Raw genomic sequence first — 15,399 nt, 5'->3', positions numbered from 1 at the left:
ACGGCCCGATCTCAGGGAGTATGGAATGCAGGACCGCAAATGGTCGAGGCGCGACTGGCTCAAGGTGACGGCGGCCACCGCCGCCGGCATGGTATTCGCGGAGCCGCTGCGCGCGGCGGCGCCGCCGGCGGAAGCCGTGACGCCGGAGCTGATCGCAGCCGCCAAGAAGGAAGGCAAGATCTCGTTCTACAGCGCGCTGGAACTGAACACGGCCGAGCGTCTCGCGCGTGACTTCGAGCAGAAATATCCCGGGATCAGCGTCCGCGTCGAGCGCTCCGGCGCGGAACGCATTTTCCAGCGGATCGCCCAGGAGCAGGGCAGCGGCATCAACGCCGTCGACGTCGCCAATTCCACCGATCCGGCGCATTACCTCGACTGGAAGAAGAACGACTGGCTCGCGGCCTATGTGCCGGAGGACGTCGCCAGACATTTCCCGGCCGACCAGATCGATCCCGACGGCACCTCGGCGACGTCCTGCGCCTGGTTCGAGGTGATCGGCTACAACACCGAGCAGGTGAAGCGCGAGGAGGCGCCGAAGAGCTACGCCGACCTGCTCGATCCCAAGTGGCGCGGCAAGATCGTCAAGGGCCACCCGAGCTATTCCGGCGCGATCATGACCGCGACCTTCGTGCTGGCACGCGACCTCGGCTGGCCGTATCTGGAGAAGCTGTCGCAGCAGCGGGTGATGCAGGTGCAGTCGGCGGCCGATCCGCCGAAGAAGATCCTGCTCGGCGAGCGCGCCGTGATGGCCGACGGCAACGACTACAACCTCGTGCTGGCCAAGGATCAGGGCAAGCCGGTCGAGGTGGTCTATCCGGCCGAGGGCGCGCCGCTGATCATCGTCCCCAGCGGCATCTTCAAGAACGCGCCGAACCCGAATGCCGCGCGGCTGTTCCAGAGCTATTTCTTCAGCGCCGAGACCCAGCAGATGCTGGCCGACGAATTCGCGCACCGCTCCTTCCACGCCAAGGTGAAGGAGAAGGCCGGCCACGTGCCGCTCGACAAACTGAAGATGCTCAAGGCCGATCCGGCCCAGGTGCAGGTGCAGTCCGAGGAGATCAAGGCGAAGTACGCGAAGCTGTTCCGGGTGTAGTTCAAGCTCCGTAGGATGGGGGTAGGGCGCAGCGAAACCCATCGCCTGTGCGAGGGGCGAGAGGATGGGTTTCGCTGCGCTCTACCCATCCTGCAGATCTAATTGGCGTCATTGCTTCGTCGCTGCGCTCCCCGCAATGACGCGGATAGCGCTCGGACCGTCCGGGCGGGGCAATGAGGGGCCGCGGTCGGCTAACCTCCCACTTCCGCGCTGAGCATGGGCCCGAAGAGCTCCCATCGCTCGCCCTTGAGTCGTCTGAGCTGCATCTGCTTGATCGGCGCGAAATCGATCGGGCTGGTGTTCATCGTGATGCCGGGAAGCAGGTTGGTGGTCCGGAAGGCCTTCAGGTTCGCGGCCTGCTTCATGACGTTGTCGCGGGTGAGATCGTCGCCGCACTGCTTCAGCACCTGCACCAGCATCTGAGCGGCATTGTACCCTGTCACGATCAGGCTGTCGGCCCGATTGCCCTCGGGGAAATATTTGGAGAGATACTCATCGAACGCCTTCATGCCAGGGTCGTCCTTCCATTGCGGATCGAGCGGATCCATCAGGTAGGCCACCGAGATAATGCCTTGCGCGTTCTCGAAGCCGGCAGGCTGGATCACGGCACCGAGCGAGGAACCGACCGAGTTGAGGATGTGCAGCGGTTTCCAACCGATCTCGGCCGCCTTCTTGATGGCCTGCGCCGCGAATTTCGGTGTGGCGATGTCGACGAATACGTCGGCATTCATCGATTTCATCTTGACGATGTGCGTGTCGATGGTCGGCTCGGCCACCTCATAGGCATCCTCGATGACGATCATCGACGCCGCCTTGTCGCCGAGGCCGTCCTTCAGGCCCTTGAGATAGTCCTTTCCATAATCGTCGTTCTGGTAGAGGACCGCGATCCTGCCGCCCGGCTTTTCCTTCAGGATGTGCTTGGCGTAGATCCGTCCCTCGCTCTGATAACTGGGCTGCCAGCCGATGGTCCACGGGAAGTTCTGCGGATCGTTCCACTTGGTGGCACCGGTCTGAATGAACAGCTGCGGCACCTTTTTCACGTTCATGTATTTCTAAATCGCGCCGTTGGATGCCGTGCCGAGAGAGGCGAAGATCAGCAAGACCTCGTCGCCTTCGACCAGCTTGCGCGCCTGCTCGACCGTCTTCGGCGGACTGTAGGTGTCGTCATAGGTGACGAAATTGATCTTGCGGCCGTTGATGCCGCCTTCCGCATTGATCTTGCGGAAATAGGCCTCCTCGGTCTTGCCGATCACGCCGTAGGCGGAGGCGGGTCCGCTGTAGGGCATGATGTTGCCGATCTTGATTTCGGTGTCGGATGCGCCGGTGTCGTATTTCTTCTGGGCGAATGCGCTGCCAGCACAGACGGCGAGAATGGTGATGGCGGTCGAAAGCGCCGCCATTCGTCGAGCGACGAAAGACATCTCGTTTCTCCCCATGCAGAAAAATGAATGTGTGTTTTATCGGAAGCCGCTTTCGGGTCCTTGCCGGCAGTGAACACCCGGGCCCAGGCGTTGTCGATCCCGGAAACACAACCTTGTATGCTGTTCGCAGCACGTCATCAGGTTCGTCAGCGTTGCTGACCGTAGTCTTCCGGGCTTCCTGCGATCAGGCCGCGCGCATCGACCGCTGCGCGCGATAGGCCTGCGGCGATGTCAGCGTGAGCTTGCGGAAGGCTTTTCGAAAGCTGCTTTCGTCCACATAGCCGGTGGCGCGGGCGATCGCCTTGATCGGCTGCGCCGTGGTCTCCAGCAGCGTGCGGGCGTGCTCGACGCGGCGGCGCATGATGAAGGCCTGCGGCGGCTCATGGGTCAGTTCGCGGAAGCGGCGGTTCAGCGTGCGTTCGCTGAGGCCGAGCGCGTGTGCGAGGCCGCGCACCGTGATCGGGGTCTTGCCGGTGCGGCGCACCAGCATGTCCGCTTTCATCAGCAGCGGATCCTGGCCGAGCATGTAGCCGAGCGGCATGAAGATCGCCTGGGTGCGCTGTGCGGTGTCGATCACCGCATAGTCGGCGCAGACTTTTGCGACCTCCGCGCCTTCGACGAGCTCGATCAGCCGCAGCAACAGATCGACCCACGACATCGGGCCGGCGGCGCAGACCAGGCGATCGGACTGCGTGATCACGGCATCGCCGGCGAGATCGACCTTGGGATGGCGGCGCCGGAGCTCGCTCTGCAGCCACCAGGTGATGGTGGCGCGGCGGCCGTCGAGGAGGCCGGCATTGGCGAGCAGCAGCACGCCGCTGCAGAACGCGCCGATCAACCGGCCGCTGGCATGCTGCCGGCGCAGCCAGGCGCCGGCACGGTCATATTGCGGTTGCAGGCGCTCGGCGGTGAGATGATCGACCAGGCTGCCCGGTACGATGATCGCGTCGCACGCCGTCCGCCTGCCCACCGCGCCATCGACGGCGAGCAACTTGCCGCCGCCGGCGCGCACCGCCTTGCCGTCGAGCGAGAGCGTTTGCCAGCTGAAGCGCGCCTTGCCGCCGCGCAGCTGCATCACGTGGTTGGCGAGGGTGAGGATGTCGGCGATGCCGGCGACCGCCGATTGCATGCAGCCTTCCAGCGCGAGGATCGCAAGCTTCATGGGACCTCCGGATTTCGCCGTCATGCTAGCCGATCAGCGCGATCGGGCGGTGGCAGATATTGCCCGATCTCTGTCCGATCGGCCACTGCCTGATTGTGCCGCGCCGGTCCATCTTCGCTGCGTTGTCACACCCTCAGCAATGGAGAGAGACCATGCCTTACGTCACCATTTCCACCGTCCGCGGCATCTTCGATGTCGCGCAGAAGCAGGCGCTGCTGGAGCGCGTCACCGACCTCATGGTCGAGATCGAGGGGCAGGGTAACCCGGACTTCCGCCGCAACGTCTGGGTCAAGATCGAGGAGGGCGAGCCGGCGAGCTGGTCGCTCGGTGGCATGATCCCGACGCCCGACATGATCGCGGGCACCTTCGGCGCGCTCGACGCCGGCGGACGTCGGCTCGCCAAGGCGAAGGCGTAACCTTCCTTCGTAGGATGGGTAGAGCGAAGCGAAACCCGTCATCTCAAGGCTTGCACCGGTGCGATGGGTTTCGCTTCGCTCTACCCTTCCTACGCACCGTTCTCACCCAAAAACAAAAGGCGCTTCCAGTGGAAGCGCCTTTCGCATTTCGTAGGTAGCCGTAAAGCTTACAGCGAATAGTACATGTCGAACTCGATCGGGTGAGGCGTCATCTCGAAGCGCTCGACCTCGGTCATCTTCAGCTCGATATAGGCGTCGATGAAGTCGTCGTCGAACACGCCGCCGGCCTTGAGGAAGGCGCGGTCCTTGTCGAGGTTTTCGAGCGCCTCGCGCAAGCTGCCGCATACCGTCGGGATCTGCTTCAGCTCTTCCTTCGGTAGGTCGTAGAGGTCCTTGTCCATCGCCGGACCCGGGTCGACCTTGTTCTTGATGCCGTCGAGGCCGGCCATCAGCATCGCGGCGAAGCCGAGATAGGGATTGGCGAGCGGATCGGGGAAGCGCACCTCGACGCGCTTGGCCTTCGGCGAAGCGGTGTAGGGGATGCGGCAGGAGGCCGAGCGGTTGCGCGCGGAATAGGCGAGCAGCACGGGGGCCTCATAGCCCGGGACCAGACGCTTGTAGGAGTTGGTCGAGGGGTTGGTGAAGGCGTTGATCGCCTTGGCGTGCTTGATGATGCCGCCGATGTAGTGGAGGCAGGTCTCCGACAGGTCGGCATATTTGTTGCCGGCGAACACCGGCTTGCCGTCCTTCCAGATCGACTGGTGCACATGCATGCCCGAGCCGTTGTCGCCGTAGACCGGCTTCGGCATGAAGGTGGCGGTCTTGCCGTAGATGTGGGCGACCTGGTGGATGCAGTACTTGTAGATCTGGAGGTGGTCGGCCATCAGCGTCAGCGTGTCGAACTTCATGCCGAGCTCGTGCTGGGCGGAAGCGACCTCGTGGTGATGCTTCTCGACCTTGACGCCCATCTTGGCCATGGCTCCGAGCATCTCCGAGCGCATGTCCTGCACGGAATCCTGCGGCGGAACCGGGAAATAGCCGCCCTTGGTGCGGACGCGGTGGCCGAGATTGCCGCCTTCATATTCGGTGTCGGAGTTGGTCGGCAGCTCCGAGGAGTCGAGGCGGAAGCCGGTGTTGTAGGGGGTGGACGAGAAGCGCACGTCGTCGAACACGAAGAACTCGGCCTCGGGGCCGACGAACACGGTGTCGCCCACGCCCATCGACTTCACCATCGCCTCGGCCTTCTTGGCGATGCCGCGGGGGTCGCGGTTGTAGGGCTCGCCAGTGGTCGGCTCGAGCACGTCGCAGGTGATGACCATGGTGGTCTCGGCGAAGAACGGATCGATCGTCGCGGTCACCGGATCGGGCATCAGGCACATGTCGGACTCGTTGATCGCCTTCCAGCCGGCGATCGAGGACCCGTCGAACATCGTCCCTTCGGCGAAGATGTCTTCATCGATCATGCTGACGTCGAACGTGACGTGCTGCCACTTGCCGCGCGGATCGGTGAAGCGCAGGTCGACGTACTTGACGTCGTTGTCCTTGATCGATTTCAGGACGTCTTTGGCGGTCTTCATGCATACCCCTTTTGGCTCTGCGGATCGGTTTCCAGCGGAGAGCGACGTTATTCCCGCTTTTGGCGAGTTCGTGTGACTACACAAACGAAATCAGGCTGCCGAAGCAGCCTTTTTTCTCTTTTGCCGTCAGAAAATCCGGATAGCACCGCCCTTAGATAGCGTCCAGCCCGGATTCGCCGGTCCTGATGCGGATCGCCTCTTCGATGTTGGAGACGAAGATCTTGCCGTCTCCGATGCGGCCGGTCTGCGCGGCGCGGCGGATCGCGTCGATGGCGCGCTCGACCAGATCGTCGCCGATCACGATCTCGATTTTTACCTTCGGCAGGAAGTCGACGATGTATTCTGCGCCGCGGTAAAGTTCGGCGTGACCCTTCTGCCGGCCGAAGCCCTTGGCTTCGGTGACGGTGATGCCCTGAAGGCCGACTTCCTGAAGCGCTTCCTTCACCTCGTCGAGCTTGAATGGCTTGATGATGGCTTCGATTTTCTTCACTGCGCGACTCCCGGCCATTGCAGATTGCAGGGTCGAGTTCGATGCGCGTGGGGCGCAGTCTGGTTGGTCTTAAGCCTTCCGGCCGGTGGCCGGAAACACGCGCAATGGTCGCATGAAGCGGCCTCGCGCGCGGCTTCCTCGAAAGCAGGGTCTATGCCAAGTTGTTAAGGTCCCCGATTTCGGAATGTTATCAGCCTTTTAACAGGCAATCGGCTGATATCGAACCACATGGGCTATGATATCCAAGCCTAACAAATAGGCAAATAGATCAATCCGTATGCAGTCGGCCAGTAGAAACCCCGCGAACGTCACAGGAATTGCCTCTCGAAAAGGCGAAGCGATTGAGGATTCGGCATGGACGTTCTGACGACGACCGAGATGGAACGCGCCGACCGGCTGACCATCGCAGCCGGAACGCCGGGCTTCGCGCTGATGATGAGCGCCGGCCAGGCCGTCGCGGAAGCCGCGATGGACCTGGTGGAGGAGGGGCCGATCCTGATCGTGGCCGGCCCGGGCAACAATGGCGGCGACGGCTTTGTCGCAGCCGCCGAGCTCGCCGCGCAGGGGCGGGAGGTCTCGGTGATCCCGATGTGCGAGCGCGATCAGCCTGCAGGGCGACGCGGCGCTGGCGGCGAAGGGCTGGAAATATCCGGTGCTGCCGTTCAATCCGCAGGCGCTCGGCAAGCCGGCGCTGATCATCGACGCGCTGTTCGGCGCCGGCCTCAACCGGCCGGTGAAGGGCGATCCCCTGGAGATGATCGAGGCGATCAACGCCAACGGTGCCCCGGTGCTCGCGGTCGACCTGCCGAGCGGCATCAACGGCACCAGCGCGGCCGTCATGGGGGCGGCGGTGAACGCCACCGAGACCGTCACCTTCTTCCGTAAGAAGCCGGCGCATCTGCTTCTGCCCGGGCGGATGCATTGCGGCCGCGTGCGCGTCGCCGACATCGGCATCGATGCGCAGGTGCTGGACGAGATCAAGCCGCTGACCGCGGAGAATGCGCCCGAGGCCTGGCGCTGGTCGTTCCCGGTGCCGCGGATCGACGGCCACAAATACGCGCGGGGGCATGCCGTCGTGGTGTCGGGCGATCTCGCCTCGACCGGAGCGGCGCGGCTTGCCGCGCGCGCGGCACTGCGCGCCGGCGCCGGCCTCGTGACGCTGGCCTCGCCGCGTGATGCGCTTGCCGTCAATGCCGCGGCGCTGACCGCGGTGATGGTTCGCGCGGTCGACAACCCGATCCAGTTCGCCGAGCTGCTTGGCGACAAGCGCCTCAATGCCTGCGTGATCGGTCCGGGCGCCGGGGTCAGCGCGCGCACCCGCGACTTCGTCCACACCGCGCTGTCGGCGCAGCGGCATCTGGTGCTTGACGCCGACGCGCTGACCAGCTTTGCCGGCGCGCCGGACCGGCTGTTTGAGGCGATCAAGGCAAGCGACGGTCAGCAGGTGGTGCTGACCCCGCATGAGGGCGAGTTTCCGCGCCTGTTCTCCGATCTCAGCAACAAGCATCCCGGCCGCTCCAAGCTCGAGCGCGTCCGCGCTGCCGCCGAGCGCTCCGGCGCCGTCGTGCTCCTGAAAGGCCCGGACACCACCATCGCCGCCCCTGACGGCCGCGCCACCATCGCCGCCAACGCGCCGCCCTGGCTCGCCACGGCCGGTGCCGGTGACGTGCTCTCCGGCATCATCGCAGGGCTCCTGGCGCAAGGCGTGCCGGCTTTCGAGGCCGCCAGCATCGGCGTCTGGATGCACGGCGAGGCGGCAAGCGAGGCGGGGCCGGGCCTGATCGCCGAGGACCTCACCGAAGTGCTGCCCGCCGTGTTCCGCCGCCTCTATGACGAGTTCGGGATCGAGTATTAGGCGGTTCACACGCGCCGACATGGATGCGCCGCCCGCGTGCATCGCGCGGCATTCGATCTGGCGCTACCGTGACACGCGGGCCTGCACACGCCCGACGGCATTGATCGGATGATCTGAACAACTGGTTAGATATTTGCGTTTCTGCGATCGGTCGGGCTGGCCTATACGATTCAAAACCGTCGCCTCTCGCCCGGAACAGTCAGATGAACGCACCGACCAGCTTGCTTTCGACCGCCGCACGGACCGCCGCTCCGGCTCACGGGAGCGTCGACCCCGCGTCCTATCGCGCGGCGATGCGCCACCACGCCGGCGCGGTGACGATCCTGTCGGCGGGCGGGCCGGGCGACAGAACGGGGATGACGGCGACGTCGGTCTGTTCGCTGTCGGACACGCCGCCGCGGCTGATCGCCTGCGTCAACCGCTCGGCGAGCGCGCATGGCCTGATCCGGCGCACTGCAGCCTTTGGCGTCAACATGCTGCACGCCGACCAGGCGGAGCTGGCCAATGTGTTCGCCGGCCGCCGCGGCATCGAGCGGGACGATCGCTTTTCCGACGCCGACGGCTGGCTGTCGCTTGCCACCGGCGCGCCGATCCTGCGGGATGCGCTGATCGGCCTCGACTGCGAGCTGATCGACGAGCATGCGCACGACACGCATTCGATCTTCGTCGGCGCGGTCCGCGCGATGCATCTGCGTGAAGGGGAGACGCCGCTGATCTATTTTGGTGGCGCGTTCTGCGGATTGGCCCGGCGGACCTAAGGGCGCGGCTTGAGGAATTTGTGAATCACTGATGTCAGCGCGCCGGCGGCCGGCGAGAACGATTGTCCGCGCAGCGAGACGATGCAGACCGTGCGCTCCAGCGTCGGATTGACGATCGGCAGCGCCTGCATCGTCTTCTTGATCGGCCGCGGCAACGCGACCTTCGGCAGGATGCCGACGCCGAGGCCGGCGCCGGCCAGCGCGGCCAGCGTGTAGCTGTGCTCGACCTCGAACTTGATCTTCATCTGCAGATTGCGTGTGGCGAGCGCGCGCTCCAGCATCGAGCGCAGCGCCGCCGATTTTGAGTTGAGCAGGATCGGATAGGCGGACAGTTCGGTAAGGTCGACCGCGCTGCGCTTGCGGAACGGAAACGCTCTTGTAGCCAGCGCATAGATCGGGTCGTTGAACAGCGGCGCAAACTGAAACTCGGTCGAGCCGTCCATCTCCGGCCCGATGCCGAAATCCGCCTCGCGCCGGCGCAGGCAGTCCAGCATGTCCTCGGCGGCAAGCTCGCGCAGATTGATGTTGATGCCGGGATAGCTCGCCTGGAAGGCATGCAGCGCCTGCGGCAGGATGGTCGCGGCAATGGTCGGAACGCAGGCCAGCGACAGCGTGCCGCGCTGGATGTCGATGACCTCGCGGATCTCGCGCAGGCCGTTCTCCCATTCGCCGAGCGCGCGCCGCGCATGCGTCAGCAATTGCAGGCCCTCAGCGGTCAGCTCGACGCGCCGCGTGGTGCGATGAAACAGGGCGGCGCCGACCTGGTCCTCCAGCAGCTTGATCTGCATGCTGACCGCGGATTGCGAGCGGTTGAGCTGCTCGGAGGCCTGGCGAAAGCTCTTGTTCTCGGCGACCGCGATGAACATGTGCAGCAGCTTGAAATTGATCTGCGACATCGTTTTGCCCTGCAGGGGAATTGTCCCGAAAAACCGAACAGTTCTTAAGATAATCTCGTTAGAAAGATCAGTGTCGGACATCTAGCATGACTGTGTTGGCCGTGGGAGACGATCCTGCGGCGCGATGCAGAAAAGATGCTCCGATGTCCTTCACCGTCACCAAGCCGCGCACGCGCCGCGTCCAGCGTTCCGAACTCGCGGTTCCCGCGACCTCGACCCATTTCTTCGAACGCGCAGCAAGTAGCGCCGCCGATTTCATCTTCCTCGATCTGGAGGACGCGGTTGCGCCGCCGCGAAAACCCGAGGCGCGCGAGATCGCGATCGAGGCGTTGAACCGGATCGACTGGGGCAACAAGACGCTGGCGGTGCGGATCAACGGGCTCGACACCGAATGGGCGCATCGCGACATCATCGAGATCGTCAGCCGCGCGCCGCGCCTCGACCTCGTCATGGTCCCGAAGGTCGGCACCGCCTTCGACGTCCAGTTCGTCGATGCGCTGCTGACGGGGCTCGAGCGTGAGTTCCCGCGCACAAGGCCGCTGGGCATCGAGATCCTGATCGAGACCACGCTTGGGCTCGCCAATGTCGAGGACATCGTGCAGGCGTCGGAGCGACTGGAAGCGGTCATCTTCGGCATCGGCGATTACTCGATCGATCTGCGCACCTGCGGCGAGATCATCGGCGCCTCCGATCCGCGCTATGCCGTGCTCACCGATGCCGGCGAGGACGGCGCGCGCCGCATGCACTGGAACGACCAGTGGCACTTCGCTCTCGCCCGGATCGCCAATGCCTGCCGCGCCCGCGGCCTGCGTGCGATCGACGGCCCCTATGCCAATTTCGGCGATGCCGCAGGGTTTCGCGCCAGTGCGGCGCGGGCGGCCGCGCTCGGCTTCGAGGGCAAATGGGCGATCCATCCGTCGCAACTCGAGGCTGCCAACGAGGTGTTCTCGCCGACCGCACGCGAGATCGGGTGGGCGCGCGAGATCACGGCGAAAATTCAATCCGCCAGCGCTGGCGGCGACGGCGCCTTCGGACAGGACGGCGTGCTGATCGATCTTGCGGTGCTCAAGCGCGCGCAGGCGATCATCGACCGCCATGACGCAATTCTGTCGGCGGGCAGGGCAGGAGCGCGCGATGTCGCATGAGCCACCGCTGGCCGGAATTCGCGTGCTCGACATCGCGACCTTCGTGGCGGCGCCGTTCTGCGGCACGGTGCTGTCGGATTTCGGCGCCGAGGTGATCAAGATCGAGCAGCCGGGCACGGGCGATCCCTTGCGCCGGTTCGGCACCCCGAGCGACTGCGGCGACACCTATGTCTGGCTCAGCGAAGCCCGCAACAAGAAGTCGGTGACGCTCGATCTGCGCAGCGAGCGTGGCGCTGCGCTGTTTCGCGAGCTGGTCCGCCAATCCGACGTGGTGCTGGAGAACTTCCGGCCGGGCACTCTGGAGAAATGGGGCCTCGGCTTCGAGGCGCTGCGCGAAGTCAACCCAAAACTCGTGATGCTGCGCATCAGCGCCTATGGGCAGGACGGCCCGCTGCGCGACAAGCCGGGCTTTGCCCGGATCGCGCACGGCTTCAGCGGGCTCGCTTATCTTGCCGGCGAGGCGGGGCGGGCGCCGGTGATGCCGGGCTCGACCTCGCTCGCCGATTATATTTCCGGGCTGTGGGGCGCGCTCGGCGTGCTGCTGGCGCTACGCCATGCCGATGCCACCGGACACGGGCAGGTGGTTGACATCGGGCTATATGAATCGGTGTTCCGGCTGCTCGACGAGATGGCGACCGTGTTCGCCAAGACCGGCTTCGTCCGCGAACGCCTCGGCGCCGACACCGTCAATGTCGTGCCGCACAGCCATTACCAGACCGCCGACGGCAAATGGGTGGCGCTGGCCTGTTCTAGCGACAAGATGTTCGAGCGCTTGGCGCAGGCGATGCAGCGCCCTGAACTCGCGACCGACCCGCGCTATGCGGCCATGGCCGGCCGCCTGGCGCGGCGCAAGGAGGTCAACGGGATGGTCGCCGACTGGATCGGCTCCATGCCGCTGGAGACGGCGCTTGCCGAGTGCGAGCGCTACGACGTGCCCTGCGGGCCGATCTACAGCATCAGTGACATCTTCGCCGACCCGCAGTACCGCGCGCGCGGCAACATCGCCGAGGTGCCGTCGCGCGCCGGCCTGATCGCGGTGCCGAGTGCGATCCCAAAAATGTCGCGCACGCCGCCGCGGTTCAGGCATGCCGGCGTCGCGCTCGGCGCGCACACCGACGAAGTCCTGACCTCGCTTGCCGGCGCAACCGCGGCGGCGCTCGCCGCGCTGCGCAACGACGGGGTGATCTGACGTGAACCAATTCTCCGGCGGCCACGAAGGAACCACGCCATGACCAGGCAGATGAAATTGATCGGCTTCCTGCAGGCCCAGAATTGCTCGAACTATCCCGCCTCCTGGCGTCATCCGGACTCGAAGCCAAACTGGTTCTCGCGCGACTACTATCAGGAAATCGGGCGCACGCTGGAGCACGGCAAGTTCCATCTCGCCTTCTTCGACGACCGGCTCGCGATCCCCGATCGCTTCGGTGACGATTTTCGCGAGACCATCCGCCACGGCGTGCGCGCGGCGAAGCTCGATCCGGTCTCGGTCGCGCTCACGATGGGATTGGCGACCGAGCGGCTCGGCATCGGCGTGACCTATTCGACCACCTATTACGAGCCGTTCCACGTCGCGCGCGTGTTCGCGACGATGGATCTGCTGCTGAACGGCCGCGCCGCCTGGAACGTGGTGACCTCGCTGAACGACTCCGAGGCTGCGAATTTCGGTGCCTCGCAGCATCTCAGCCACGATCTGCGCTATGACCGCGCCGACGAGTTCATGGAGGTTGTGCTCGGCCACTGGAATAGCTGGGAGGACGGCGCGGTCAGCTTCGATCGCGAGAGCGGGCTGTTCGCCGATCCGGCCAAGGTGCACCGGCTCGACCATCACGGGCAGTTCTTCCGCTCGCGCGGGCCGTTCACGGTGCCGCGCTCGCCGCAGGGCCATCCGGTGATCATTCAGGCCGGCCAGAGCGGCCGCGGCAAGACCTTCGCGGCGCGCTGGGGCGAACTGATCTTCGTGATCTATCCCAATCTCGACATCGCGAAGAAGCAGTATGCCGACTTGAAGGGGACGCTCGCCAAGACGGGCAGGGACATCAGCATCGCGCCGGCGGTCTATCCGATCGTCGCCGAGACCCAGGCCGAGGCCGAGGACAAGTTCGCCGCGATCAACCGGCTCGCCAAGCCGATCGATGCGCTGACGCTGTTGTCGGAGGTGCTGAACTACGATTTCGCGGCCAAGCCGATGGACGAGCCGTTCACGTCGGACGAGCTGGCTTCGATCAGCGGATTGCAGGCGATCCGCGACCGCGTGATGAATCTCAGCGGCAAGCCCAATCCGACGCCGCGGGACTTCGTGCAGTTCAGCGGGCGCGGGACGCTCGCTGAACTACCAACCTTCGTCGGCTCGCCCAAGGCGGTCGCCGATCAGATGGAGCGCTGGTTCTGCGAAGGCGGCTGCGACGGCTTTGTCGTGGCGGCCACCCATGTGCCCGGCACCTACCAGGACTTCGTGCGCCTCGTGGTGCCCGAGCTGCAACGCCGCGGCCTGTTCCAGCGCGACTATCAGGGCGACACATTGCGCGAGAATCTCGGCCTGCCGCGGCCGCAAGCCGTGCATGCAAGCGCAGACGAGGAGGCGCGCGTCTCGACCGGATGACGCCGGACAGAACGCCGGCGCAGACAACGATCAAAACAAAATCAAAATCAGGGAGGCTGAAGTGACCAAGGGCGTTAACGCGGGGGGCCGGCTCGACAGATTGCCGATCGCCGGATTTCACTACCGGATATTCGCGCTGATCGGAGCCGGACTGTTCGTCGACGGCTTCGAGATCTTCCTCGCCGGCAGCATTCTCGGCGCGCTGGTTCAGTCCGGCTATTCGGACCTCGCCCAGAATGCACGCTTCATCTCGGCGACCTTTGTCGGGATGCTGATCGGTGCCTGGCTGGCGGGCATCGCCGGCGACCGCTTCGGCCGCAAGTTCGCCTACCAGGCCAACCTCCTGATCTTCGGCCTCAGCGCGCTGGCGGCAACGCTCGCGCCGTCGATGAACTGGCTGATCGGGGCCCGCTTCGTGATGGGCCTCGGGCTCGGCGCCGAGATCGTCGTCGGCTATGTCGTGCTCAGCGAATTCATCCCGCCGCAGCAGCGCGGCCGCTGGGGCGCGGCGCTCGCGACCTGCACCAATGGTGCGCTGTTCGTCGCGACGCTGGTCGGCTGGGTCGTCATTCCGCATCTCGGCTGGCGCTGGATGTTCGCGCTGTGCGGCATCGGCGCGATGATCGTCTGGTTCCTGCGGCGCTCGCTGCCGGAATCGCCACGCTGGCTCGAGACGCAGGGCAAGAGCGCCGAGGCGGAGGCGGTGCTGGCGGCGATCGAGCAGGAGGTCGGCAAGGGCAGGACCCTGCCGACCCCGGCCTATCAGCCGGCCCCGGTGCAGCCGGACGTTCGCTTCACGCGCCTGTTCTCGCGCGCGTTGATCGCGCGGACCATCGTCGGCTGCCTGATCCTGATCGGGCTCAACACCGCAGTCTACGGCTTCATCGCCTGGATCCCGACCTTCTTCGTCAAGCAGGGCATCAACCTGTCGTCATCGCTCGGCTACACCATGCTGATGACGCTCGGCAGCCCGCTCGGCACGCTGTCGGGCATGTGGATCGGTGAGAAGATCGACCGCAAGCCGTCGCTGATCGTGCTGTCGCTCGCCGCGGCCGGGCTCGGGCTGATCTATCCGATGTTCATCAACCCGGTCGCCTTCGTCCTGATCGGCTTCCTGCTCGTGTTCACGGTGGCGGTGATGCTGGCGCTGGCCTGGGGACTCTACATCCCCGAACTGTTCCCGACCGAGCTCAGGATGCGCGGATCCGGCATCTGCAACACGGCCGGTCGCCTGATGTCGATCGTGACGCCGTTCATCGTGGTCGAGCTGTTCACAAGGTTCGGCGTCACCGGCGTCGTCTCTGTGGTGGCCGGGCTCCTGGTGGTGCAGGCGATCGCGGTTGCGGTGCTCGGCATCGAGACCCGCAAGCGTCCGCTGGAGGCGTTGCGGCCGGAGGCGATGGACGGCGAAGCTTCGCCTGCGCAGGCGCACAGCACGCTGCAACCGAGCACTGGCAGGATCGCCGGCGGCGGGGATTAGGCGTCGGGCAGAGGCCCCGGTCGGAAAATAGCCGCGTTGACGCCCGCAGTGCACCCAGATGCGGGCGTTCAACAATCACTCAGGTCGATTTCATTCCGCGGCGGAAATCAGCGCGGTTTGATTCACTCGCGTCTCGCCCGTGAGATTGTCGACAGTGACATGCGTGTCGTACCAGGTCAGCCGCGGCCGGGCTCCGAACCGCTCAGTCAGCTCGGCGATCTTGGCCTCGGTAAACCATGCCTCGGCGGCTTCCCGGCTCTCCCACAGGTAAACGCCGCCCGCGCCGGCCTCGCCGTTGAGGTAGTCTTTACGGATCAGCCCCTTTGTTGCGAGCTTTCGATAGGTGGGGGCGCTGCCCATGCCACCCCTGATGGACTGTTCTTCGGTTCGCTTCGGAAGGTCGAATTGAACGATAACGATGCACTGTGCCATTCCGGTTCTCCGATCTGAGTCAGATGAGTCAGGTTCGTTCGGCGGCACGCCGATCATTGCAGCATACAAGGTCGG

The 15,399-nt window shown here is 65.0% G+C and carries 12 protein-coding genes and 2 pseudogenes; 8 read left to right on the top strand and 6 right to left on the bottom strand.

Going from position 1 to position 15,399, the window contains the following annotated elements; translation table 11 throughout:
- Positions 1-25: 25 nt before the first annotated feature.
- Positions 26-1,093, top strand: coding sequence for an ABC transporter substrate-binding protein (locus RX327_RS21945; RefSeq protein WP_317247090.1), 1,068 nt, complete (start codon positions 26-28; stop codon positions 1,091-1,093).
- Positions 1,094-1,284: 191 nt separating this feature from the next.
- Here the strand turns inward: RX327_RS21945 and RX327_RS21940 are convergent.
- A pseudogene (locus tag RX327_RS21940) lies at positions 1,285-2,514 on the bottom strand (ABC transporter substrate-binding protein).
- Between the two features lie 184 nt (positions 2,515-2,698).
- Positions 2,699-3,676: a GlxA family transcriptional regulator gene (locus RX327_RS21935; protein WP_050384902.1), complete on the bottom strand. Its 978-nt coding sequence runs from the start codon at positions 3,674-3,676 to the stop codon at positions 2,699-2,701.
- Between the two features lie 152 nt (positions 3,677-3,828).
- On the opposite strand from RX327_RS21935, the gene RX327_RS21930 reads away from it, so the two are divergent.
- The gene (locus RX327_RS21930) at positions 3,829-4,092 is read left to right on the top strand and encodes a tautomerase family protein (protein WP_028333939.1); all 264 of its coding nucleotides are present in this window, start codon (positions 3,829-3,831) and stop codon (positions 4,090-4,092) included.
- A 167-nt stretch (positions 4,093-4,259) separates the two neighbouring features.
- On the opposite strand, the gene glnA is transcribed toward RX327_RS21930, so the two are convergent.
- Positions 4,260-5,669, bottom strand: a complete 1,410-nt coding sequence (gene glnA, locus RX327_RS21925; RefSeq protein WP_317247089.1) for a type I glutamate--ammonia ligase — start codon at positions 5,667-5,669, stop codon at positions 4,260-4,262.
- 151 nt (positions 5,670-5,820) lie between these two features.
- Positions 5,821-6,159, bottom strand: a complete 339-nt coding sequence (locus tag RX327_RS21920) for a P-II family nitrogen regulator (protein WP_007603495.1) — start codon at positions 6,157-6,159, stop codon at positions 5,821-5,823.
- A 354-nt stretch (positions 6,160-6,513) separates the two neighbouring features.
- Between RX327_RS21920 and RX327_RS21915 the strand changes: the two are divergent.
- A pseudogene (locus RX327_RS21915) lies at positions 6,514-8,014 on the top strand (NAD(P)H-hydrate dehydratase).
- A 203-nt stretch (positions 8,015-8,217) separates the two neighbouring features.
- The gene (locus tag RX327_RS21910) at positions 8,218-8,772 is read left to right on the top strand and encodes a flavin reductase family protein (RefSeq protein WP_028333942.1); all 555 of its coding nucleotides are present in this window, start codon (positions 8,218-8,220) and stop codon (positions 8,770-8,772) included.
- Here RX327_RS21910 and RX327_RS21905 read toward each other — a convergent pair.
- Entirely contained in the window at positions 8,769-9,668 is a 900-nt protein-coding gene (locus tag RX327_RS21905; protein ID WP_038377426.1) for a LysR family transcriptional regulator, read from the bottom strand. The genes RX327_RS21910 and RX327_RS21905 overlap by 4 nt on opposite strands.
- A 143-nt stretch (positions 9,669-9,811) precedes the next feature.
- On the opposite strand from RX327_RS21905, the gene RX327_RS21900 reads away from it, so the two are divergent.
- From RX327_RS21900 to RX327_RS21885, 4 genes are all read left to right on the top strand, one after another.
- Entirely contained in the window at positions 9,812-10,813 is a 1,002-nt protein-coding gene (locus RX327_RS21900; protein WP_028333943.1) for an HpcH/HpaI aldolase/citrate lyase family protein, read from the top strand.
- Positions 10,803-12,002 carry a CaiB/BaiF CoA transferase family protein gene (locus tag RX327_RS21895; protein WP_050384901.1) on the top strand — a complete coding sequence of 400 codons (1,200 nt, stop codon included), beginning with the start codon at positions 10,803-10,805 and terminating at the stop codon, positions 12,000-12,002. Before RX327_RS21900 ends, RX327_RS21895 begins: the two co-directional genes overlap by 11 nt.
- A 39-nt stretch (positions 12,003-12,041) precedes the next feature.
- Complete coding sequence (locus RX327_RS21890; RefSeq protein ID WP_317247088.1) at positions 12,042-13,412, top strand: LLM class flavin-dependent oxidoreductase; 1,371 nt, start codon at positions 12,042-12,044, stop codon at positions 13,410-13,412.
- 61 nt (positions 13,413-13,473) lie between these two features.
- Complete coding sequence (locus RX327_RS21885; RefSeq protein ID WP_038377428.1) at positions 13,474-14,892, top strand: MFS transporter; 1,419 nt, start codon at positions 13,474-13,476, stop codon at positions 14,890-14,892.
- A 90-nt stretch (positions 14,893-14,982) separates the two neighbouring features.
- Here the strand turns inward: RX327_RS21885 and RX327_RS21880 are convergent, their stop codons facing one another.
- The gene (locus RX327_RS21880) at positions 14,983-15,324 is read right to left on the bottom strand and encodes a hypothetical protein (protein ID WP_050384900.1); all 342 of its coding nucleotides are present in this window, start codon (positions 15,322-15,324) and stop codon (positions 14,983-14,985) included.
- Positions 15,325-15,399 lie beyond the last annotated feature (75 nt).

This window comes from Bradyrhizobium sp. BEA-2-5 (assembly GCF_032918025.1).
Classification (GTDB): Bacteria; Pseudomonadota; Alphaproteobacteria; order Rhizobiales; family Xanthobacteraceae; genus Bradyrhizobium; species Bradyrhizobium pachyrhizi.
Note: the sequence above shows the minus strand (reverse complement) of the source record. Positions and strands in the feature narration are given on the sequence as shown.

What these genes read in the sequence shown, in the direction of transcription:
- RX327_RS21945 (WP_317247090.1), top strand. Translation starts at nt 26, where the DNA reads ATGCAGGACCGCAAATGGTCGAGGCGCGACTGGCTCAAGGTGACGGCG.
- RX327_RS21935 (WP_050384902.1), bottom strand. Translation starts at nt 3,676, where the DNA reads ATGAAGCTTGCGATCCTCGCGCTGGAAGGCTGCATGCAATCGGCGGTC.
- RX327_RS21930 (WP_028333939.1), top strand. Translation starts at nt 3,829, where the DNA reads ATGCCTTACGTCACCATTTCCACCGTCCGCGGCATCTTCGATGTCGCG.
- glnA (WP_317247089.1), bottom strand. Translation starts at nt 5,669, where the DNA reads ATGAAGACCGCCAAAGACGTCCTGAAATCGATCAAGGACAACGACGTC.
- RX327_RS21910 (WP_028333942.1), top strand. Translation starts at nt 8,218, where the DNA reads ATGAACGCACCGACCAGCTTGCTTTCGACCGCCGCACGGACCGCCGCT.
- RX327_RS21905 (WP_038377426.1), bottom strand. Translation starts at nt 9,668, where the DNA reads ATGTCGCAGATCAATTTCAAGCTGCTGCACATGTTCATCGCGGTCGCC.
- RX327_RS21900 (WP_028333943.1), top strand. Translation starts at nt 9,812, where the DNA reads ATGTCCTTCACCGTCACCAAGCCGCGCACGCGCCGCGTCCAGCGTTCC.
- RX327_RS21895 (WP_050384901.1), top strand. Translation starts at nt 10,803, where the DNA reads ATGTCGCATGAGCCACCGCTGGCCGGAATTCGCGTGCTCGACATCGCG.
- RX327_RS21890 (WP_317247088.1), top strand. Translation starts at nt 12,042, where the DNA reads ATGACCAGGCAGATGAAATTGATCGGCTTCCTGCAGGCCCAGAATTGC.
- RX327_RS21880 (WP_050384900.1), bottom strand. Translation starts at nt 15,324, where the DNA reads ATGGCACAGTGCATCGTTATCGTTCAATTCGACCTTCCGAAGCGAACC.